Genomic DNA, 22224 nt, shown 5'->3' on the forward strand with positions numbered 1-22224 from the left:
ACAAATCAATAGACTAACAAAGAAAACGCCCAGCGTTGGCTGGGCGAGGCGAGAGGTTGGCTTTAAGCGCCTTCAGCGGGTTTGTGAGCTTTAATGGTCGCGACCTGATAGTCGTAAATATTGTTCATCACATCCAATTTTCTTTCAGCTAATGATTTGAAGTAGTCAAAGCTTGGGTTTTCAATCTCGTCCATCACGCTAATGGCTTCTTTTGTTACGGTTCTTGCTGCGCCTGTTTGCAAATACATCGTGCCATATTTCATATGTTGATTAGAGAGCTTAAGCTGAGAGATGACCAACAGTTCTTTGGCCTCTGGTTCGCTGCGTTTTTTCAACGCATTGATGGTGCCAAATAGGTTACGATTTGGATAGGTAAAGTAACCCACGAAATTTAAGATCTGATCGCGATCTGGGTCGATAACCCCAGGTGCCATAGGCTGAATGTGATGATCTTTATAGAACGAGTGATCAGTTTCAAACAGTTGGTAATGCGTATCGATGATGGTTTTAGCTAAACGCTGCTTCGTGTTTTGACTGAGTTGAGAAGCCGCGGTTTGATAGCGGCTAAATAGCTGCTTGGTTCGCTCAGAGGTATCATCAAAGGTGGTCGTAATTAACGCAATTGAGCCCCACTTGTACGCATTCTCCGTGTCACCTAACATCAAATAGGCTGCCATTTTGGCACGGCTGGTATAGGCTTTTTGAGTTTTAGAATTGGAGCGGGTTAACGGTGCATCGAGCATGGCATTAAACTGCTTTAATGCTGACTTTGGTTTATTTTGCTCAAGATAGATGTCTCCGAGAATTCGATGAGCACGAATGCCACCCAGTTTAATCGCTTGCTGAGCATAGTCTTGTGCTTGTTTCAGGTCTTTATTGACACCGCTACCGACTAAATAAAGCACCGACAAGTTATCGAGAGATTTTATGCTGCCTAGTTGCGCTGCCTCTTGGTAGTACTGCACCGCCTTCTCGTAGTCATCGTCAGATTGATAAATATGGGCGATATTAAACCCAGCGTCTTTGTTTCCTTGTTTAAAGGACTTCTCGAGATATTGAAGGCTTTTGACTTTATCTTGTTTAAATCCATTTTCACCATGATAGAGATTTAATCCAACAGCTAACTGACTATTGGCATCGCCATCATCGGCTTTTTGATATAAGGCTTGTTGTTTCGACACACAGGCACTGAGCATAACTACAGCACCACAGAGGGTCAGGAATTTGAGTAATTTCACGGGCATTTCCTTTGGCTTGAATGGGGGATAAGCTTTAATCCGCGATAAACGTTATGCGGTATGGCTATATCGGTAGTGCGTCAAAGGAGACAAATGATTAAGGGAAGGCGTAGGGGAATTCGCAGAAACTCGACAAAGCATCACATTCTGTAGGGCATAAAAAAAGGAAGCCGTTAGGCTTCCTTTTCAGGTGTATGGTCGGACTGAGAGGATTTGAACCTCCGACCCCCGACACCCCATGACGGTGCGCTACCAAGCTGCGCTACAGTCCGATTCGACAAATGTAATCATAAAAGCCGATGAGGTCAATAATAACAAACTGATTTAATTGCTTTTTGTATAAAAACGCTGCAATTCGGTCAATCCTTGCATTAACACAGGCAAAGTTGGGTTTTCATCTTGTAGACGATGGTAGTCTTGGTCGTACAATTTGAAGTTACCAAATTTATCAATCACGGTGGTACTGCTGTCGGTAATTAGAGCAAGTTCACGAGAATCACCGGCAATGATCCAACGGCGTTTGCTCTCATCAAACATATTACGACCACTACTAAAGTCACTGGGTTTCGATGACACACCCAATAAGTCTTGCATTAGAGTCACCGAGAAATCGAGGTGGCTTGTGCGATGACTGTAGACGCCGGGCACTTTACCTGGCCAGTAAATGACCATTGGGACTTGCAACTGATATTGGCTGTAATTGCTATTGGCGCCCCAGCTGTTGGTCTTGGTTTCATTGAACTCAATACCATGGTTTGACGTAATCACGACCATGGTGTTGTCTTGCAGCTGTAAGGTTTGAATCTCTTCAAACAACTTCGCCAGTTCCTCATCCGCATGCTGTACTGACTGTTGATAGCCTGAGCGTAATTTTTCGGTAGCCGAGCCTTTGCCATTCCCTTGCATTTGAAAATCTTCAAGTGTGGTTAGCTCGATAAAGCTGAACCAAGGTTTACCATTTGGCTGCTGAGTAACCCACTGTGACCAAGCGTTGATCGCTTGATTGTCATTTGGTCCGTTGCCATCTTTGGGCAGTTCAGTGAGTGATTTATCGATGAACATAGTTTCTGCATACAGGTTGTCATCGAAATTACCACCACTAAATAGACCAAATTGGTAGTCCTGGTTTTCAAGTGCTTTAATCACAACAGGTTTGGTCGCTTGCGAGCGAATACTCGTTTCATAGCTACTTGGCAAACCATAGAACAGCCCGAAGACACCAAACATGTCATTGCTGGAGCTATAATGGTTGGTAAAGTTCAATGATTGCTGAGCGAATGCGTAGGTATTAGGCATTTCCTGCTCATTGAGCGCGTCAGAACGGAGATTGTTCACGCTCACCACCAAAATATTCAAATCATTTGGACGGCGGTTAAATTCAATCGGTTCTAGTGGATAATTAACAATGTCCGCATTTTCACTTTCCGCTTGGCGTTTGAGGTATTCATCGCGATCCAGTAACCCGTGTTTCTGCATGAACGACTTGGCGGTCATTGGGTATGACAGCGGGAAATTCGCTCGCTGGGAAGTGATTGGGCTATAGAAGTAAGCATCCGCCCAAACGTACGTTAGATGGCTTGCAATAAAACTCACAAAGAAAAAGGCGGCAATGGGGCGTCCCACACGTTTGTGTGATAAACGGCGCTGCTTGTGCCAGACCCATTCTGATAATGCGAGCTCTATCAAGAAGATCAGCGGTAACACGACAAACAAGTGCTGCAAGTCCGCGGTCACCGCACTTTCACTGTCGTCACTAAATAGCACTTCCCAAACCACAGGGTTTAAGTGCAGGTTTATCGACTGATAGGCTTGAGTGTCGACTAATAGAACCGTCAACCCCACCGTTGCAAAGCAGACAGCGACTAATCGAAAGAGCTTCCGTGATGGAATCAAAAATGTCAGCGGGAACAGAATTAACAGGTAAATAGCAAAAACTAAAAAACCAAAATGTCCAACCCAAGAGACGGCGAGATAAAACTGGCCTAATAATGTTTCTGGCCAAGGGGATTGAGCGATATATCGAGTCCCGATGAGCATTGCAGAAATTATGTTGAAGAAAGCAAACCAGTGCCCCCAACCGACTAATCTCGACACTCTTTCGCCGTATGTATTTCCTTTATCTACCATGTACTGTTCTATTTTCCGCTAAATTTTGTGTTTTAGTCTTACTTTTCTTCGACAGAGGCAAGCAATGCTTGAGCAAATTGTTCTGCAATTTTCTTACGTTGAGACTCCGCAACGTGTTGATTTACCACGTTGGTAGCAATATTACCAGCGATCATCAGCATCAAATCTGGAGCGGCTTGGTGTTTTTGAAAAATAGTGCCAACTTCGCTAAGGATAGTTTCAATTTGTTCATTGCTGTATTTTGATGTAATCGGCATAAAGACTCTAATGATGATAGTAGTAAAGCGGCTTATGATAACCTACAATGCGTGACAACTGAAACATAGCACAACGATATTTTCACTATGAGCCTTCATCTTTCCAACCTTATCCTTCATCAACTTCAGAAAAATGACTCTGAAGAGTTAGAAATCCATTTCCGCAGTGATGCACTAGAGCATGATGCCTCCAGCGAGCACTTTGTTTCTGAATTACACCGTGTCTTTCATTCTAAAGCAGGTAAAGGCTTTGGCTCTTTTAAATCAGACAGTGAATTCCAAAACTGGTTGCAGCAATTACGTAGCGGCGATAAAAATTTCTACGATTTCTCTCAACTGTGTGGAACCCGTCTTAAAGATGAAATTTCAAAGTACCCTTTTGCAGAAGAGGGGATCTTTGTTATTGCACAATATCAGTCACTTGCTACTGAATATTTACTGATTGGTATTATACCTTCCAAACAGAGCATGAAAGTCACCGAAGGGTTAGATATTAGTGCGACAGATTACTTAGATCTGACAAAAATGGACATTGTCGCCCGTCTTGACTTATCAAGTTACGACACTGATAAAGAGTCCAATCGCTATCTGAGTTACGTCAAAGGGCGTGTCGGGCGCAAAGTCGCCGATTTCTTCCTAGATTTTCTCCAAGCAGAAGTTGGGCTTGATGTGAAGCAGCAAAACCAAGTGTTGATGCAAGCGGTACAAGATTTTTGCGCGGATTCGAAATTGGAGAAAGAAGAAGCGGTTCAGTACAAAAAGCAAGTATACGACTACTGTAATGAGCAGATAAAATCAGGTGATGAAGTCGAAGTTCGTGAACTATCTGGTGAATTGCCCGCGAGCCAAGATGGCACCAGCTTTATGGATTTCACCAAAGAGCAAGGTTACGAATTAGAAGAAAGCTTTCCTGCCGACCGTTCAACCGTACGCAAACTCACTAAATATGTGGGCGCTGGCGGTGGGTTGAATGTCAGCTTTGATAGTGTGCTCATGGGCGAACGTGTGTTTTACGATCCAGAAACGGACACGCTTACCATCAAAGGGACACCACCTAATCTGCGTGATCAGTTGACCCGCAACCAGTAATCTCCTCTCTACCAAGCTTTGCTTCAGTCTAAATAGTAAACGCCTGAAGCAAAGTCATTTTCATTCCTCTCTGCTTGTTCCAAATGGCTTTTTTCATCCTGTGCTGGGTTTTGAGTATCAAGTGAGCTTTTTCGTTAGTTTTCCCATTCTTTCTATGGATACCACTACCTAAATATAGGGTATTGGCTTTATTGTCGTTTCGCCGCGCCGCTGTGCATGTTTGATTGGCATAACGGATACTCATAACGAGATATATTAATTTATCTTATTGTTTATTAAAAATAAAAAGTTCTATATTCATGATTCGTTACGTTTTCAATTGGCTCAATAATCTTCGTAAGATCATCGACTAACTCTAGTTTTTAGCAAAATTTGATAAAAATTAAGCAAAAACTGGAAGAAAAATCTAAATATGACTTGAGATTTGTTGCTGAAAATTGAAAGATGGAAAGCATATTTGAACGAGTACACGGAGAGTTAATGATGAGAGTTGGTTTGATTGGTTGGCGTGGCATGGTGGGTTCTGTCCTAATGCAACGTATGATTGAAGAAAAAGACTTCGATCTTATCGAACCTGTTTTCTACAGCACCTCGCAAGTCGGTATTCCTGCTCCAAATTTTGGTAAAGATGCGGGTAACTTGCAAGATGCCTACGATATCGACAGCCTAAAACAGTTGGATGCAGTGATTACTTGTCAAGGCGGTGGTTACACAGAGAAAGTGTTCCCAGCACTTCGTCAAGCTGGCTGGAAAGGTTACTGGATTGACGCTGCATCAACATTGCGTATGGATAAAGATGCGATTATCACACTTGATCCCGTCAACTTAGCGCAAATTCAGCAAGGCATTCACGGTGGTACCAATACGTTTGTTGGTGGTAACTGCACGGTGAGTTTGATGCTAATGGGCTTAGGCGGCTTATTTGAGAAAGGCCTTGTTGAGTGGATGAGCGCGATGACTTATCAAGCGGCATCCGGTGCTGGCGCGAAAAATATGCGCGAGTTGATTTCCCAAATGGGCGTGATTAACGATTCTGTTAGCTCTGAGCTGGCTAACCCTGCAAGTTCAATTCTTGATATCGATAAGAAAGTCGCTGATACCATGCGCTGCGCTTCTTTCCCTACTGATAATTTCGGTGTGCCATTGGCCGGTTCTTTAATTCCTTGGATCGACGTTAAACGCGACAATGGTCAAAGCAAAGAAGAGTGGAAAGCGGGCGTTGAAGCTAACAAGATTTTGGGTAATACCAACCCGGTTGCGATTGATGGTACTTGTGTACGTATTGGTGCGATGCGTTGCCATGCACAAGCGCTTACCATTAAGCTTAAACAAGATGTCCCGATGGATGAAATCGAAGAGATCATTGCAACTCATAACGATTGGGTAAAAGTGATCCCGAATGAACGCGATATCACGACTCAAGAGCTTTCTCCTGCGAAAGTAACTGGAACCATGTCAGTCCCTGTCGGTCGCTTACGTAAAATGGCGATGGGCAACGATTTCCTCAATGCGTTTACGGTGGGTGACCAACTGCTATGGGGCGCAGCAGAACCACTGCGTCGTACATTACGCATTATCCTTGCAGAAAAAGCTTAATCATTATAGAGCTCCCAATAGCAAAAGCGCCCAATCGGGCGCTTTTCTTTTATCGGTACTTGCTGGTTGATGTCACATGCTTAACAACTATCGAAAGCTCGCGATGTGCTCGACAAGCGATTGGGCTTCCTTGCCTAATAACTGAGAGCTTTGTAACGTTCGAGCGATGGTCTCGCGTCCAGCTTGAGTGAGTTCATTGGTTTCAGTCGCGTGACTCGCAACTTCTTGAGAGACTTGGGCTTGTTGCTCTGCCGCTGCCGCTATTGAGGTTGAGTGACTATTGATTAAGTTCACCTGTTCCGTAATGGATTCCAATGCTTGCTCCGCTTGTGAGGTAATCTGCGTGACATGTGTGGCTTTCTCTAAGCTTTCTGTCATTTGCTGATTTGAGCTTTGTGTCGAAGCGTTGAGCTGCTTAATAAAGTCAACAACGCTGCCCACCGAATTCTGAGTTCGTTGGGCGAGGGTGCGGACTTCATCCGCGACCACGGCAAACCCTCGACCTTGCTCTCCAGCCCGCGCGGCTTCAATAGCGGCGTTGAGCGCCAGCAGGTTAGTTTGCTCGGCAATCTCACTGATCATTTTGATGATCGATTGAATCTCTTGACTGCTTTTATCCACTTGCTCGTTGGCTTTGGCAAGGTTTGTGAGTTGGTCATGCAGCACCGTGACTTCCGAAACCACTTGCTCCACTTTGTTTTTACCCAAGGTTGAAGCTTGCTTAGCTTTTTCCGTTCCTTCAGCAATAAACTCGACTTGCTGAGCTATGTCATTTGACGAGGTTGCCAGTTCTTCAATGGCCGTCACCATAGACTCTAATTGCTGCTGCTGGTTTTGAGATTGCTGATTATTGATGTTGGCATCGTCAGCCACCGCCGACGAGAGATCACTGACTTGCTCACTTGATTGGCGAATTTGCCTCACCAAATCGTTCAACTGATGAGCCATCGCCGACACGCCATTTTTAAGTTGGATGATCTCGTTTTGAGTGTTGGCATTGCCAGTTTCAAGCTCTAAGCTCAGTTCTCCATCGCCTAAGCGTTGCACGGCTTGTGAGATTGATTTCATTGGCTTGAGTACGCGACCAATCGTGAGCGTTAGCAAAATAAACGTGATGATACCGCCTGCGAGCGACATTAGGCTTACAAGCCAGATGAGTGTTTTACTGTCTTTGGTTAATTCACTTTGCTGACTACCGCCAATCAGATACCAGTTCCAGCCTTTGATTTTGGTAAACACCGCGTACATCGGGAGTTTTGCGCCATCGGTGTCTTGGGTGTATTGAACTAACCCCTGTTGCTGTTCGGCGAGTTTCGCAAAAGGTTGCTGACCACTTGCATCGGTCAGTTGAGTCAGATTGTCGAGACCACTGAGCGTCTCATCGGCCAATAACAATTTGCCTAGCCTGTCGTGGTCTGCATCGGCGACCAGAGTATTACCTGAATCACCCCATTTAATGGTGTCTAGCGACGCAAAGATTTTTTGTGTGATGGTGGAGACTGGTAGGTAAACCGCAAACACCGCGCCTGGTTTTTTGTCGCGAGTCATAACCGGTTCGTAATATGAGATATATTGCTTGCCGCCATACTGATAAAACGTAGAGTAGCTTTTGCCATTCATCAGCTTTTCGTAACCGGCAAACTCTTTATCCATGACTTTAGATACGTAGCGTTCACCTTGTTCATCGGTTAGTGAGCTGGAGATACTTAACCAGCTGTTGTCCATTAACGCAAACAAGGTGGCTTTGGCTCCGGTGTCTGTGGTGAAAGTATCAACCAACTCGGTGTTATTGACCAAGGGTAAGCCATAGAGATCAATGTTGTAGATTTGATATTGACCAAACGGTAGCTTCATATCCTGAATTTCAAATCCTGCCAAATAGCCATTTTTTAGCGTGGATGTTAGAACGCGTGTGGTATCGACATACGCATCGTATTGGCCACTAATGGTGTCAGAGATTGCGCTTAGACGAGATTGCTGCTCTTTGTAGAGGGACGAGAGAAAGATTTTCGACGTATTGAAATACACCAAGCTCGCTAAAGCGGTGAATACCACGGCTAATGCCACGATCATCACTAGCTTGACCTGAAAACCAACTCGCTTGTTATTAAAATAATTCATTATATTGATTGTCATGATACATCCATGGTTAGGCAGAATGTAAAGTCACAATATCGACAAGGTTATAAATAAAACATCGTTTTGATTTGTGTTTTTGTCATTGGTCACAGAGCAATTGTCAGCTTTGATACTTAGCTCAAACATTTGAATTACTTGGAATGAAGATCGCTACAACTATAGATTGAGCTAAAATTACGTTCGTTTTTGTCCGCCATTAAAGCCTGCTAGTTTCTCTAAATTAATGAAATTTCGAGGTTTATTTATAAAAATAACCCCAACTTTATTGACTGGTATCTATCGTAATATAGAGAAATATTCTCTGACGCTATTACATAAGTGATTTATAATTTAGTGATTGTTAAACCCTTAAGAGCGCGGCTAAGCGTTTGATTGCACAATGACTTAAGGAACAGCATGGTGTTTGTAAGCTGGTATAACGCGTCAATTAAACGAAAGATTGGTGGGCTTTTTGTTTTGCTACTTTCGTTTCTATTGGCAACGATTGTCTATTCAATCTACAAAATTCAGTTGATCGAAGAAGAGATGAGGGAAGTGGCGTATCTGGATATCCCTCTAGGCCAGATCATGAATCAAATCGAGTTTATCGAGCTTGAGCAGCACCTCGAATTTGAACAAGTGTTACTCGGTGACTTAGATCCTAATGCGCTAGAACCCCATCAACAGTTTGTGATGGAGAAAAATAAGCTCAAGCAGTTGCTCGACCGCGCCATTAACCTGATTTCAGATAGCCTCAACCAAGAAGCGCTTCAGCTCAATGCTGTCGAGCATCAGCAAGTGTCTGCGTCGCTGAGTGATTACTATCAACTCAGCCACCGTTATGAAGATAAACTGACACAAGTCATGTTAGCGCCGAAGGCTCATGAACAAGATATTGAGCAAATAGAAACACTCGCAGCCGAATTAGAAGCACAGCAAAAGCAGGTGATAGAACGCCTGAATCAAATCTCCCGCCGCGACGCTTATTACACAGAGCAGCATGAGAAGGAGTTCTTGTTTGTGAACTCTGCGCTTGGTATTACGGCATTGGTATTAGGCTTACTGCTGACCGTGTATATTATTCGATTAATCCTTACACGTATTCGCCGCATTCAGGGTGAAATCCACAGCCTCAACAATTCGCTGGAACATGGTGAGCCTGTGCCCGCACCGGACATCAGCGATGTGGACAGTCGTGATGAACTGGCAAGTTTAGAAAAAGACATTCAGCGCGTTATGCTCAGTTTGTCAGGAGAGATGACCTATCGGGAAGAAGTGGAAAAGCAGCTGTTGAAACTGGCAACACAAGACAGACTGACGGGCGTGTTTAACCGCCATAAATGGGAAGAAGAAATTGCTAAGCAGGTAAACTTAGCTAAGCGTGGTTATCAGTTTGGTTTGATCATTCTTGATATTGACCATTTTAAAAGGGTTAACGACCAGCATGGCCACGATACGGGCGATCAATTGCTAAAGCGTATCACGGCGACCATCAGTGAACGGCTACGTAAAACCGACATGTTGTTTCGAATTGGTGGTGAAGAGTTTGCGATCATTTTGCCAATGCTCGACAAGCCAGCATTGGAAGCGGTGGCTGAATCACTACAAAGCCTGATTGAAAGTAAACGTTATGAAGATTTACCTCCGGTGACGGTCAGTCTCGGCGTGACAACGTTTCGCGAGTTCGATGATGAAATTTCCCTTTTCAAACGAGCAGACAGTGCTTTGTATGATGCGAAACGACTTGGCCGCAATCAAGTGGTGTACCGTGAGTAACACCAATTTGATTACCGTAGTATTAACAAAAAAGCCCCAGGCGGGGCTTTTTTGTTAGATTGCGTTTTTGCTTACCTAGCCATGGCGACGTTTAAACAGCAGCAGTAAATTGAAAATGAGCAGCACACTAATAAATACCGTCAATACCCAAAGGCCCGCTTGCAAAGCGTGAAGCTGAAAGCGATCGCTCGCTTCAATATGTTGAGTGTAAAAGGCACCTGCGAGGGCAGTACCTAATGCCAGCGCAGCTTGTTGCAGGGTGGTCATTAATGCGCTTCCCACACCCGCGAATTTGGCAGGAATACCCGATAACCCAATTCGAATGGCACTGTTTACCACAAACGCATTACCGACACCGACCACCACCATAGGGAGGAACAGTACGGTTGCTGTCAATGATTCCGCATACTGGGTGAGGGTCGTGTAGAGGTAGACATAGCCAATCAAGCACAAGACAGCACCTAGAATCATGACACCGCGAAACGCCGATTTTCCCATCATTTTGGCGATTTTTGCCACCATCAAAGAGCCTGCAAAGTACGAAAGCCCTAAACCCAGAAAGCCATTTCCGGATGCATAAGCGGGCCACTGAAAGCCCGATTGTAATGTTAACGCAACGACAAACATAAAGCCGCCAAACGTTGCGCTCAACATCATTAAGCTAAACATCCCCGCTTGCACATTGGGTTCTTTCAGTAGGGAGGGAGGAAGCAGCGGCGCATCATTGCTGGCTTCTTTGCGCCTCTCAATATTCCACAGTAAAACGCCAAGAGGAATCGTGACCACGAGTAACCCCCATATATGCCATGACCAGTGATCTTCTGCACCCAAGGAAATGGAGGTAAGAATGAGGCCCACAATTATGGCAAATAACAGAGTACCTAAGCCATCGAGGGACATCGCATGCTGTTCTTTCGTTTCAGGAATGTGTTTTTTACCAAAATACAAAATGGCGGCGCAAAAAGGGAGATTCAGATAAAACACGGAGCGCCAACCCATTCCAAATAAATCGGCAGAAACCAGCCAACCACCAAGAATTTGGCCGATGACAAAGGAGAGGCCGCCAACAGAACCGTATAAGCCAATTGCTTTTGAGTGACGCTCTCCACTTAACGACACATGTATCGTGGCGAGAATTTGTGGCATCAATAGTGCAGCTGCCACGCCCTGTAATATGCGTGCACCGATCAGCAAGTAAATGGTTTGTGCCATACCACACAGCAGTGACGAGAGAGCAAATAAGCAAATACCCACCATAAACAACTTCTTGCGTCCGTAGCGATCGCCAAGACGTCCACTCATGGCCAGAAATACTGAAAAGGCTAAGCCATACAACGAGACGACAAGACCGAGTTGTAGATCGCTGGCTTGCAGCGTTTGACGAATGGCATCAAGCGCGACATTCACGATGGAGAAATCCATCTGTGGCATTAACTGCCCAAGTATTAATAGAGTTAAACCAGCAGCGGTTAACTGGCTTTTGTTGCTGTCATTCAAGTAACACGACCTTAGTTCGGGGGAAAACTACGTGCCATTATGAAGACAAAACAGCGATAGAGCCAGTGAGGACTTGGGGATGAGAGATATAAAAAACCGCACTAAAAAGCGCGGTTTAGGAGAAGGTAAGCAAACTGTTGTTATGCCAGGCCAGGAAATAAACTGCGCAGGCCATTGGCAATAAATTCAATCCCCAATGCGCCTAGAATTAGACCCATGATACGGGTAATTACGTTGATGCCAGTTTGACCGAGAAAACGCACAATGAGTGGTGCAGAGCGAAATAGAAGCCATGAGCAACCACAAAACACCACGATAGTTAGGCAAATACCTAAAGTATCCATCATTCCCGGATAACGTGAACCGTAAACAATGGTTGAACTGATTGCACCAGGCCCGGCCATTAACGGCATGGCGAGCGGTACGACGCCTACTTGTTCTCGGCTAATGTATTCCGATTTTTCCTGTTTATTCTGTTTATCTTCACCAAGTTTACCGCTCATCATTGAAAACGCGATGCTCATCAGCAGCAGACCGCCAGCGACACGAAACGAATCGAGGGAAATGCTAAACATATCTAGTAGCAGTTGTCCGCCGAGCAGCGAGACAATCAGAATGACCGCGACCGCGACCGCGATATTCGCGGTGCCTGCCGTTTTATGTTTTTCCTCAATGGTCATGTGTCCGGTAAGCGACACGAATACCGGCATAATCCCTACCGGATTGACCGCAGCTACTAATCCCAGAAAAAACTGAAGAAAAATAGCCAAATCGAAACTTTGCATAACTTGCGTACTCAAAGAAAAAAGGATCAAGGTGAATGTTAGGTGAGGCGCTAATGTAAGGCAAAAATCACTTTGGTTCGAATGAAAAAAACTAACCTGTCAGCCATTGCAGATGTGAGAAAAACTAATTTATGGTTTTAAGGTAAACGGCTTTTTGCCACGATGTTAACTACAATGGCAGCAACGTATCCATAGATAGGAACGGTCTATAATGAGCAAAGTTATTTCATAATCATCGCGACAAAGTAGAGAGTTTATCGAGGCTCTCTATACTTTTTAGTGGCACGAAAATCACGATACACATGTAATTAAGTGGTTAAAAATGAAACTTTTTTACAAGGGGGCTGAAAGAGGCGTGAAAATTTCTCAAAAATATGTGTTTTTTTTACAAACGCGAAGTTATTAAAAGCTGTTTAAATTCAGTTGCTTAGGTTTTTTCTTTTGAGCGGCACACTACTTTAGAGGTAAAGAGCTTTTCATAACTGATCTGGGTCAATTTATTTCGAATACTGAAATAATATACTCAAGCCATGGAAAGAAATTACTTACATTGAAAGCCGTTTACTAAGAGTGTTGTTAGATAAGTAACTGAAACATCAGTAGAGAAACGTCCACAACCTTACTAAAAAGTTTTTAATATTTGTTATTTTAGGAGATTCACTATGCCTGTAACCAACTTGGCTGAACTTGATGCTCTCGTCGCTCGCGTAAAAGCGGCTCAAGAAGAATTTGCAACTTACTCTCAAGAGCAAGTAGACAAAATTTTCCGTGCAGCATCTCTAGCGGCAAACCAAGCCCGTATCCCTCTTGCTCAACAAGCAGTTGCGGAATCTGGCATGGGTATTGTCGAAGATAAAGTGATCAAAAACCACTTCGCATCTGAGTTTATTTACAATAAATACAAAGATGAAAAAACCTGTGGTGTTCTAGACGAAGATGACAACCTAGGCACTATGACTATCGCAGAACCTGTTGGTATTATCTGTGGTATTGTTCCAACCACTAACCCAACTTCAACCGCAATCTTCAAATCTCTTATCTCTTTGAAGACTCGTAACGGTATCATCTTCTCACCACACCCACGCGCAAAACACTCAACAAACGATGCAGCGAAATTGGTTCTTGAAGCCGCTGTTGCTGCTGGCGCACCACGTGACATCATTGGTTGGATCGATGAGCCGTCAGTTGAGCTTTCTAACGCATTGATGAAACATGAAGGCATTGCGCTTATCCTTGCAACAGGTGGTCCTGGCATGGTTAAAGCAGCTTACTCTTCTGGTAAACCGGCTATCGGTGTTGGTGCAGGTAACGTTCCTGTTGTTATCGACGAAAGCGCAGACATTAAACGTGCTGTCGCCTCTGTACTGATGTCAAAAACCTTCGATAACGGCGTTGTTTGTGCGTCTGAGCAAGCGGTTATCGTTGTTGACGATGTATACGACGAAGTGAAAGAGCGTTTTGCCACTCACAAAGCGCACGTTTTATCAAAAACTGATGCGGATAAAGTGCGTAAAGTTCTGCTTATCGATGGAGCACTGAACGCGAAAATCGTTGGTCAACCTGCGACCGTGATTGCAGAAATGGCCGGTGTTAAAGTCCCTGCTGATACTAAAATCCTTGTGGGTGAAGGTATCGGTGAAGTGTCTTACGACGATGAATTCGCTCACGAGAAATTGTCTCCAACATTGGGCATGTTCCGCGCGTCTTCATTTGAAAACGCGGTAGATCAAGCGGTGACAATGGTTGAAATCGGTGGTATCGGCCATACATCAGGTCTTTACACGAACCAAGATGTTAACGCAGACCGTATCCGTTACTTCGGTGACAAACTAAAAACAGCTCGTATTCTTATCAATATTCCAACCACTCACGGTGGTATTGGTGACTTGTACAACTTCAACGTTGCACCTTCATTGACGCTAGGTTGTGGTTCTTGGGGTGGTAACTCTATCTCTGAAAACGTAGGTCCTAAACACCTAATCAACAAGAAAACTGTTGCGAAGCGAGCTGAGAATATGTTGTGGCACAAACTACCTAAGTCAATCTACTTCCGTCGTGGTAGCCTTCCGATCGCACTTAGCGACCTAGAAGGTAAGAAACGTGCATTCCTAGTGACTGACCGCTTCCTATTCAACAACGGTTATGCTGACGAAGTTGTGAGCCTACTGAAAGGTCTAGGCCTTGAAGTTCAAACGTTCTTTGACGTAGAAGCGGATCCAACGCTATCGGTCGTTAAGAAAGGCGCTGCTCAAATGCAGAGCTACCAACCGGATGTGATTCTTGCGCTAGGTGGTGGTTCACCAATGGATGCTGCGAAAATCATGTGGGTGATGTACGAGCACCCAGAAACGCACTTCGAGGAGCTTGCAATGCGCTTTATGGATATCCGTAAACGTATCTACAAGTTCCCTAAAATGGGTCAAAAAGCAGAGCTTGTTTGTATCACTACCACTTCAGGTACTGGTTCAGAAGTAACACCATTCGCGGTTGTTACCGATGACCAAACTGGCGCGAAATACCCATTGGCGGATTACGAGCTAACTCCTCAAATGGCTATCGTTGATGCGAACCTAGTTATGAATATGCCGAAGTCTCTAACTGCATTCGGTGGTTACGATGCGGTAACTCACGCACTAGAAGCTTACGTATCTGTTCTGGCAAGCGAGTACTCAGACGGTCAAGCGCTACAAGCTCTTAAACTGCTTAAAGAGTACCTACCTTCAAGCTATGCAAATGGTGCGAATGACCCAATTGCTCGTGAGAAAGTACACAACGGCGCAACCATCGCTGGTATGGCATTTGCCAACGCGTTCCTTGGTGTTTGTCACTCAATTGCTCACAAAATCGGTGCGGAGTTCCACCTTCCACACGGTCTTGCTAACGCATTGATGATTTCAAACGTTATCCGTTACAACGCGAATGACAACCCAACTAAACAAACTGCGTTCTCTCAATACGACCGTCCACAAGCACGTCGTCGTTACGCAGAAGTTGCTGAGCACTTAGGTCTGGTTCAACCTGGCGACCGTACTGCACAGAAAATTGAGCGTCTACTTGCTTGGTTGGATGAGCTAAAACAAAACTTGGATATTCCTATGTCTATCCAAGCCGCCGGTGTTAATGAAGCTGATTTCTTAGCGAAAGTTGACCAACTAGCGGTTGACGCGTTCGATGACCAATGTACTGGTGCGAACCCACGTTACCCACTAATCAGCGAGCTAAAAGAAGTGCTTAAAGCGTCTTACTACGGTAAAGCGTTTGTTGAAGGTGAAACTTTCGAAGGCACTACAGTTATCAAGAAAAAAGCTGACCAAGTTGCTGAAAAACCAGCAGCAAAACCAGCGGCAAGCAAAAAGCCAAAAGCTGAAGCATAAGAGAGATTTTCGCTAGCACGAAATCTACGATGTCGACAAAGCCCTAGCCCCGCGCTGGGGCTTTTTTTATGCCTGATTGGGGCATCGGTGAGGGGCACTTATGTACCAGTCGAACGCTTGCTGGGAGTAGGGGGTAAAGCGCTTTTGATGGCAATAAAAAAGGCACCGTTCGGCGCCTTTTACATATTCGACTCACAGTGAACTAGCGTTTACTTCTCGTCATCAGGTAAGCGTACGTTAAGCTCCAGTACTGCGATATCTTCGTCCTTTTGTTCAAACGACAAATCGACCATAGAAGGGTCTATCGCGACGTACTTTTTAATGACGGCCAGAATGTCTTCTTTCATCTGCGGCAAGTAGGCCGGAGAAGGTTCGTTTTGACTGCGTCGCTCCGCAACGATAATTTGTAGTCGCTCTTTGGCGAGGCTGGCGGATGCTTTCTTATTGGGTCTAAAAAACTCAAGTAGTGACATAATGTCGTTAGCCTCCAAATAGTCGTTTAAAGATGCCTTTTTTCTCCTCGACCAAGAAGCGGAACTCCACTTGTTCACCAAGAAGGCGGTCAACGGTATCGCTGTACGCCATGCCTGCATCTGACTGCTCATCAAAGACCACAGGGACACCTTTGTTTGATGCGTTTAACACCGCTTGGCTTTCTGGAATTACCCCAAGCAATGAAATATGTAAAATCTCTTCAACGTCTTCGACACTCAGCATTTCACCCTGATTGACACGCGCTGGATTGTAGCGAGTTAATAGAAGGTGTTGCTTGACGGGCTCAAGGCCTTGTTCTGCCCGTTTTGATTTTGAATCCAAAATGCCCAAAATACGGTCAGAATCGCGAACTGATGAAACTTCAGGGTTGGTAGTAACAATTGCTTCATCTGCATAGTATAGCGCCATTAGCGCACCTTGCTCGATGCCTGCAGGCGAATCACAAATGACAAAGTCAAAGCCCATTTCGTCAAGTTCATTGAGTACGCGCTCTACGCCATCATGGGTGAGGGCGTCTTTATCACGCGTTTGTGATGCAGGTAAGATGAACAAATTTTCTGTGCGTTTGTCTTTGATCAGTGCTTGATTCAGGGTTGCTTCGCCATTGATCACGTTAACAAAGTCGTAGACGACACGACGCTCACAGCCCATGATCAAATCGAGGTTACGCAAGCCGATATCAAAATCGACCACTGCGGTCTTTTTGCCCTTAAGCGCTAAGCCAGAAGCGATTGCCGCGCTCGATGTTGTTTTTCCCACGCCGCCTTTACCCGACGTGACAACTATAATGCGTGCCATGAAATAGATTCCTTATCTTTTTATATTGTTAGCAACTCAAGCTTAAGAGAGTCGTCTTGCAAACTGAGCATAACTTTTTGCTGCCATAGCTCAGGTGCAAATTGTTCAGTGAGCCAATAATGTCCAGCGATGGACATCAATTCGGCATTCAGTTGATTGCAGATAATCACTGCATTGGTATTGCCACTCGCTCCAGCAATGGCGCGGCCGCGTAGCGTACCATGAATGTGGATTGAGCCATCCGCGATCACTTCAGCGCCTTCGCTGACATGATTGAGGATGACTAAGTCGCAGTCTTTCGCGTAAATCTGTTGTCCAGAACGCACTGGGGTACGGATGACCTTGGTCGGGACCATTTGGGTCGGCGCTTGCGAGGGCGATTTACTGGCACTCATGACCGCAAAGCCGGCTTGTGATGCGAGGTTTTGCGTGCGCTTATCTTTACTGCCTGAGATCCCGACAGGAATCATCCCTGCGGTCTGGATACCTTGCTTTAATTGTTTAAAGTCGACGTCTTTTTCCACGTTATCAATATTGATAACCACGGGCGCACTGGCGAAAAAGGCGGGAGCCTGATCGACCTTTTCTTGTAAAAAATGGATAGCTTGTTCGACATTATTGTCAGAAAGGTGCAAAACTGACAGAGTAAAGCTGCTACCTTTTAGGTCTGGGGTGCGTGACATCTTGAATTATGGACCTCGATAAATCATCACCAAACGAGAATTGGCGTTGCTTGAGACTAGGGATGTCATGTTATATTTCCTCAGAAGGCACAGCAAGTTATCTCGTGTTTAATTCTTCGTTTTGAGAACATTTTTTTCGAAACGCTGACGTTTATAGAGTTGTTACATTAAAAAGGCTTCCAATGCTCTGTACCATTTACAAAAGTACCAAGAAAGAAGGTGCTTACCTGTATGTTCCAAAGAAGGACGATTTTTCACAAGTTCCTGACACACTTATGGCGATGTTCGGCAAACCTTCGCTGGTTATGATGATTAATCTGGATGGACGTGATTTAGCGCAAGTCGATGTGGCGAAAGTGAAACAATCGCTCATCGATGACGGCTTCTTTTTGCAATTGCCGCCACCACCAGAAAATCTATTAGAGAAATACAAAGAGCAAAAAGCGAAACAGGGTTCATAATTATTCAAGATTATTGACCTAGCATGATCGAACGAAGGTAATTGGCCCAAGGAGCAAAACATTGAAAAAAATCGTGTCAGTGGCTTTAAGTTTTGCAATGTCGGGCGCCGTGATGGCCGCCGACGTTGAATTTGACCAATATGTAGAAGGGCTGAAACAAGAAGCGCAGCAAAAAGGTATTTCACAACAAGTGATTGATGAAGCCTTTGCTGACGTTACTTACAAGCCCCGTGCCGTTAAGGCAGATCGTAATCAACCGGAAAAACGCTTAACTCTTGACGAGTACATTCCACGCGCTGCACCTGCGTGGAAAGTAAAGCAAGCTCGCGAATTATACCGGCAACACCACGATGAATTAGTAACAATTGGTAAACAATATGGTGTGCAACCGCGCTTCATCGTTGCGCTGTGGGGCGTGGAGAGCAATTTCGGTAAATTTACTGGGGGTTATAGCGTCATTGATGCATTGGCAACGATGGCTTACGATGGGCGCCGCGAAGACTTCTTCCGAAGTGAAGCGATGGCAGCGTTAACCATTCTCGAACAAGGGCATATTTCAGCGAGTGAGATGAAAGGCTCTTGGGCGGGTGCCATGGGGCAGTGTCAATTTATGCCGAGTTCGTTTCTGGCGTTCGCCGCTGATGGCAACGGAGACGGCAAAAAAGACATTTGGGGCACCGAAGCGGATGTGTTTGCATCAACGGCGAATTATCTAAGTAAGTCAGGTTGGGACGACAACTTTACCTGGGGACGCCAAGTGAAGTTGCCAAAGGGATTTGACCTGAGCATTCAAGGTCGTGATAAAGATAAAGCCAAAACGCTGTCTGAATGGAGCGCGTTGGGGGTAACCCGTTATGACGGCAGCCCTCTACCGAAGTTGACCAATGACATCGACGCATGGCTCATTGCACCGGATGATGAGAATGGTCGCGTTTATTTGGTCTACAACAACTATAATGTGTTGATGAAGTGGAATCGTTCGTACTATTTCGCTCTTGCGGTAAGCCACCTCGCTGATCTTATTTATTAATAAATCAACAGGTCTGATAAAAATCCACAACCCGGCGACGAGCTGTGTTGTGGTTTTTTTATAAGGAAACTTATATGGAATTATCGATAGCTGCCTCTTTGGCGTTAATCGGCTTGCTTTCTCTCATTTGCCAACTGATTGGTTGGCGATTGCACCTTCCTGCGATACTCCCTCTTTTATTGGTGGGGTTAGCCGTTGGGCCGGGTTTTGACATCATTAACCCAGACCAATTGTTTGGCGACACCCTGTTCCCTCTTATTTCGCTTGGTGTAGCAATCATCCTATTTGAGGGCTCATTAACGCTCAATATTCAGGAGATACGCGGTCACGGTCGAATGGTGATGAACCTTGTCACGACGGGAATTGGCGTGACGTGGGTTTGTGTGACATTAGGGGCGCATTTTCTTGCAGGTTTTGAGTGGTCACTGGCAGCTCTGTTCTCAGCGCTGGTGGTGGTGACCGGGCCAACGGTTATTGCTCCCATGCTAAAAAGTGTTCACCCTAAGGCGGAACTCGGGCGTATTTTGCGCTGGGAAGGGATCATCATCGACCCTCTAGGTGCTCTGCTTGCGGTACTGGTTTACGAGTTTATTGTTTCTGCCGCTGAGCCAACAGAGCATTTAGTCAGTGCCTTTACTATGGTGATTGGCGTCGGGTTAGGGCTCGGTATTTTGGCCGGAGTCTTTGTTGCCAAAATGCTCAAAAGTAACTGGGTGCCACATTATTTACGCAATATTGCTGTGCTGACCATTGTTTTGTCGATGTTTGCGTTGTCGAATGAGTTACAAGAAGAGTCGGGGCTTTTGACGGTGACCATCATTGGTATGTGGCTTGCCAATGTCAAAAACCTCAACTTAGACGACATTATTGAGTTTAAAGAAACCTTAACCGTGCTGCTCATCTCGGGATTATTTATTTTGCTCGCGAGTCGACTGGACTCCAATGCATTTACCTCGCTCGGATGGGGCGGTCTTGGCGTTTTGGCCGTGGTAATGTTTGTTGCTCGTCCATTGTCGGTATGGTTATGCGGGATTGGAACGGGGCTGACTTCAAAAGATAAATGGTTTCTATCATGGATTGCTCCGCGTGGGATCGTTGCCGCGGCGGTTTCGTCGCTGTTCGCGATTCGCTTAAGTGATATGGGATTATTCGAAGGGGTTGATAAACTGGTACCGCTGGTGTTTTTGATGATCATTGGTACGGTTGTCACGCAAAGCCTAACGGCGCGTTTGTGGGCTAGTTTTTTGGGCGTAACCGAAGGTAAGCCACAGGGAATGCTGATTTTTGGTGCCACAACATTTACTCGCGCTTTTGCTCAAACGTTGGCCAAACACAAAATTAAAACCATTTTGGCGGACACCAACTGGGAGAGCATTCGTTTATCGAGAATGAATAATCTCAATGTCTATTTTGGTAACCCGGCGTCAAGCCACGCAGAAAGTCATTTGGATTTAGCGGGTATTGGTAAAGTGATGGTAGCTTCGCCGTATCGTCAAGCCAACCCGATTGTCTCAATGTACTACCAAAATGACTTTGGTGAAAACGCGGTGTATCAATTGAGTGTCGGGGAAAACACCCACGAGCGTTACAAAGTGGATCGCAACCCGAATGAAGTGCTGTTTGGTGATGGCGTAAGCTATGCGATGCTCAATTCAATGATGGCACAGGGAAGCACAATTAAAAGTACATCGATCACTGAAAACTTTACTATCGCTCAATTTTGGGAGTGCAACCCCAAGGCATTGCCGTTGTGTTTAGTGAAGGATGGTAAGTTATGGCTACTGACGGCAAAAGACGTGCTGAAAGAAATTAAAACCCAAGGCTGGGATTTAATCAGCGTGATTCCACCGCAAACAGAAGTGGTGGATAACGTGATTCAAAGCAAAGCCAGTTGATTGGTTCATCATAAAAAAATGGCAGCCGAGTTGGCTGCCATTTTTGTATCCAAAGTTTGGTTAATCGTTACTTTTTGGTATGGAACTGCTCACATGCCAGCATGGTGTTTTCAATTAAACTGGCGACGGTCATTGGCCCAACGCCACCTGGGACAGGAGTAATAAAGCTCGCTCGCTCTTTGGCTTTGGCGTACTCAACATCGCCAACCAACTTGCCGTTATCCATGCGGTTGATGCCGACATCAACGACCACTGCGTCTTCTTTGATCCATTCGCCAGGAATGAAGTTGGGCTTACCCACCGCAACAACTACGATATCTGCCTGACGCACATGGCTTTCTAAATCTTTGGTAAATCGGTGGCAAGTCGTGGTTGTACACCCTGCAAGTAATAGCTCAAGTGTCATTGGGCGGCCAACAATATTGGAGGCACCGACGATCACCGCGTGCTTACCGCGTAAGTTAATGTTGTAACGATCCAGCAGAGTAATGATACCTTTTGGCGTGCATGAGCGAAGAGTGGGAATGCGCTGAGCCAAACGGCCAACGTTGTATGGGTGGAATCCATCCACATCTTTCTCTGGAATGATGCGCTCTAGGACATGCGTGGAGTCGATACCAGCAGGCAGGGGTAACTGAACCAAAATACCATCGATTTGTTCATCGGAATTAAGCTCATCAATTAGCTTAAGGAGATCCGCTTCGCTGGTGGTCGCTGGAAGATCAAACGATTTTGATACAAACCCGACTTCCTCGCAGGCGCGACGCTTACTACCAACATAAACTTGAGACGCAGGATCTTCACCTACCAATACCACGGCTAAACCTGGTGCACGTAAACCCGCTTCAACACGCGCTTTTACTCGAGCCGCAACTTCTGAACGGACGGTTTGAGAAATAAGAGTTCCATCAATATTTTGAGCAGACATGACTTTCCTTAAGAAATCGAATTGCCAAACGAATTGCTGCGCATTGTCGCAAATAATTAAGATAACATCTAGACGCA

The 22224-nt window shown here is 45.2% G+C and carries 17 protein-coding genes and 1 tRNA gene; 7 read left to right on the top strand and 11 right to left on the bottom strand.

Going from position 1 to position 22224, the window contains the following annotated elements; all coding sequences use genetic code 11:
- Positions 1-62: 62 nt before the first annotated feature.
- The 4 genes from ACFFUV_RS01715 to ACFFUV_RS01730 form a co-directional block, all read right to left on the bottom strand.
- Complete coding sequence (locus tag ACFFUV_RS01715; RefSeq protein WP_390189206.1) at positions 63-1238, bottom strand: tetratricopeptide repeat protein; 1176 nt, start codon at positions 1236-1238, stop codon at positions 63-65.
- 195 nt (positions 1239-1433) lie between these two features.
- A tRNA-Pro gene (locus ACFFUV_RS01720) sits at positions 1434-1510 on the bottom strand.
- 52 nt (positions 1511-1562) lie between these two features.
- Positions 1563-3365, bottom strand: a complete 1803-nt coding sequence (locus tag ACFFUV_RS01725; RefSeq protein ID WP_390189207.1) for a DUF3413 domain-containing protein — start codon at positions 3363-3365, stop codon at positions 1563-1565.
- A gap of 38 nt (positions 3366-3403) precedes the next feature.
- Positions 3404-3622, bottom strand: coding sequence for a DUF1414 domain-containing protein (locus tag ACFFUV_RS01730; protein WP_390189209.1), 219 nt, complete (start codon positions 3620-3622; stop codon positions 3404-3406).
- An 87-nt stretch (positions 3623-3709) separates the two neighbouring features.
- On the opposite strand from ACFFUV_RS01730, the gene yejK reads away from it, so the two are divergent.
- Together yejK and asd are read left to right on the top strand one after the other, a co-directional pair.
- Entirely contained in the window at positions 3710-4711 is a 1002-nt protein-coding gene (gene yejK, locus ACFFUV_RS01735; protein WP_390189211.1) for a nucleoid-associated protein YejK, read from the top strand.
- A gap of 483 nt (positions 4712-5194) precedes the next feature.
- The gene (gene asd / locus ACFFUV_RS01740; protein ID WP_390191801.1) at positions 5195-6307 is read left to right on the top strand and encodes an aspartate-semialdehyde dehydrogenase; all 1113 of its coding nucleotides are present in this window, start codon (positions 5195-5197) and stop codon (positions 6305-6307) included.
- An 87-nt stretch (positions 6308-6394) separates the two neighbouring features.
- On the opposite strand, the gene ACFFUV_RS01745 is transcribed toward asd, so the two are convergent.
- Positions 6395-8443, bottom strand: coding sequence for a methyl-accepting chemotaxis protein (locus tag ACFFUV_RS01745; RefSeq protein WP_390189212.1), 2049 nt, complete (start codon positions 8441-8443; stop codon positions 6395-6397).
- A gap of 399 nt (positions 8444-8842) precedes the next feature.
- On the opposite strand from ACFFUV_RS01745, the gene ACFFUV_RS01750 reads away from it, so the two are divergent.
- On the top strand, positions 8843-10201 hold the full coding sequence (locus tag ACFFUV_RS01750; protein ID WP_390189213.1) for a GGDEF domain-containing protein: 1359 nt from the start codon (positions 8843-8845) through the stop codon (positions 10199-10201).
- 75 nt (positions 10202-10276) lie between these two features.
- Here the strand turns inward: ACFFUV_RS01750 and ACFFUV_RS01755 are convergent, their stop codons facing one another.
- Both ACFFUV_RS01755 and ACFFUV_RS01760 read right to left on the bottom strand, forming a co-directional pair.
- Entirely contained in the window at positions 10277-11698 is a 1422-nt protein-coding gene (locus ACFFUV_RS01755; protein ID WP_390189214.1) for an MFS transporter, read from the bottom strand.
- A 140-nt stretch (positions 11699-11838) separates the two neighbouring features.
- Positions 11839-12483 (bottom strand): YchE family NAAT transporter, encoded by a 645-nt coding sequence (locus ACFFUV_RS01760; protein ID WP_390189215.1) that lies wholly within the window; start codon positions 12481-12483, stop codon positions 11839-11841.
- Positions 12484-13145: 662 nt separating this feature from the next.
- Between ACFFUV_RS01760 and adhE the strand changes: the two genes are divergently transcribed.
- Positions 13146-15857, top strand: coding sequence for a bifunctional acetaldehyde-CoA/alcohol dehydrogenase (gene adhE, locus ACFFUV_RS01765; RefSeq protein WP_390189216.1), 2712 nt, complete (start codon positions 13146-13148; stop codon positions 15855-15857).
- 209 nt (positions 15858-16066) lie between these two features.
- On the opposite strand, the gene minE is transcribed toward adhE, so the two are convergent.
- Genes minE through minC form a run of 3 tightly spaced genes read right to left on the bottom strand, consistent with a single transcriptional unit; the run spans position 16067 to position 17833 of the window.
- A complete protein-coding gene (gene minE, locus ACFFUV_RS01770) occupies positions 16067-16330 on the bottom strand; it encodes a cell division topological specificity factor MinE (RefSeq protein ID WP_390189217.1) in 264 nt (87 codons plus the stop codon).
- 7 nt (positions 16331-16337) lie between these two features.
- Complete coding sequence (minD, locus tag ACFFUV_RS01775; protein WP_390189218.1) at positions 16338-17150, bottom strand: septum site-determining protein MinD; 813 nt, start codon at positions 17148-17150, stop codon at positions 16338-16340.
- A 20-nt stretch (positions 17151-17170) separates the two neighbouring features.
- Positions 17171-17833, bottom strand: coding sequence for a septum site-determining protein MinC (gene minC, locus ACFFUV_RS01780; protein WP_390189219.1), 663 nt, complete (start codon positions 17831-17833; stop codon positions 17171-17173).
- A 182-nt stretch (positions 17834-18015) separates the two neighbouring features.
- Between minC and ACFFUV_RS01785 the strand changes: the two genes are divergently transcribed.
- The 3 genes from ACFFUV_RS01785 to ACFFUV_RS01795 all read left to right on the top strand — a co-directional run bounded on the left by ACFFUV_RS01785 (position 18016) and on the right by ACFFUV_RS01795 (position 21219).
- Positions 18016-18294 carry a YcgL domain-containing protein gene (locus ACFFUV_RS01785; RefSeq protein ID WP_390189220.1) on the top strand — a complete coding sequence of 93 codons (279 nt, stop codon included), beginning with the start codon at positions 18016-18018 and terminating at the stop codon, positions 18292-18294.
- Between the two features lie 97 nt (positions 18295-18391).
- Entirely contained in the window at positions 18392-19324 is a 933-nt protein-coding gene (locus ACFFUV_RS01790; RefSeq protein WP_390191804.1) for a lytic murein transglycosylase, read from the top strand.
- Between the two features lie 74 nt (positions 19325-19398).
- Positions 19399-21219: a cation:proton antiporter gene (locus ACFFUV_RS01795; RefSeq protein WP_390189222.1), complete on the top strand. Its 1821-nt coding sequence runs from the start codon at positions 19399-19401 to the stop codon at positions 21217-21219.
- Positions 21220-21286: 67 nt separating this feature from the next.
- Here the strand turns inward: ACFFUV_RS01795 and folD are convergent, their stop codons facing one another.
- Positions 21287-22147, bottom strand: a complete 861-nt coding sequence (gene folD, locus ACFFUV_RS01800) for a bifunctional methylenetetrahydrofolate dehydrogenase/methenyltetrahydrofolate cyclohydrolase FolD (protein WP_390189223.1) — start codon at positions 22145-22147, stop codon at positions 21287-21289.
- Positions 22148-22224: the final 77 nt, after the last annotated feature.

It is taken from the genome of Vibrio olivae (genome assembly GCF_042428525.1).
GTDB lineage: Bacteria > Pseudomonadota > Gammaproteobacteria > Enterobacterales > Vibrionaceae > Vibrio > Vibrio olivae.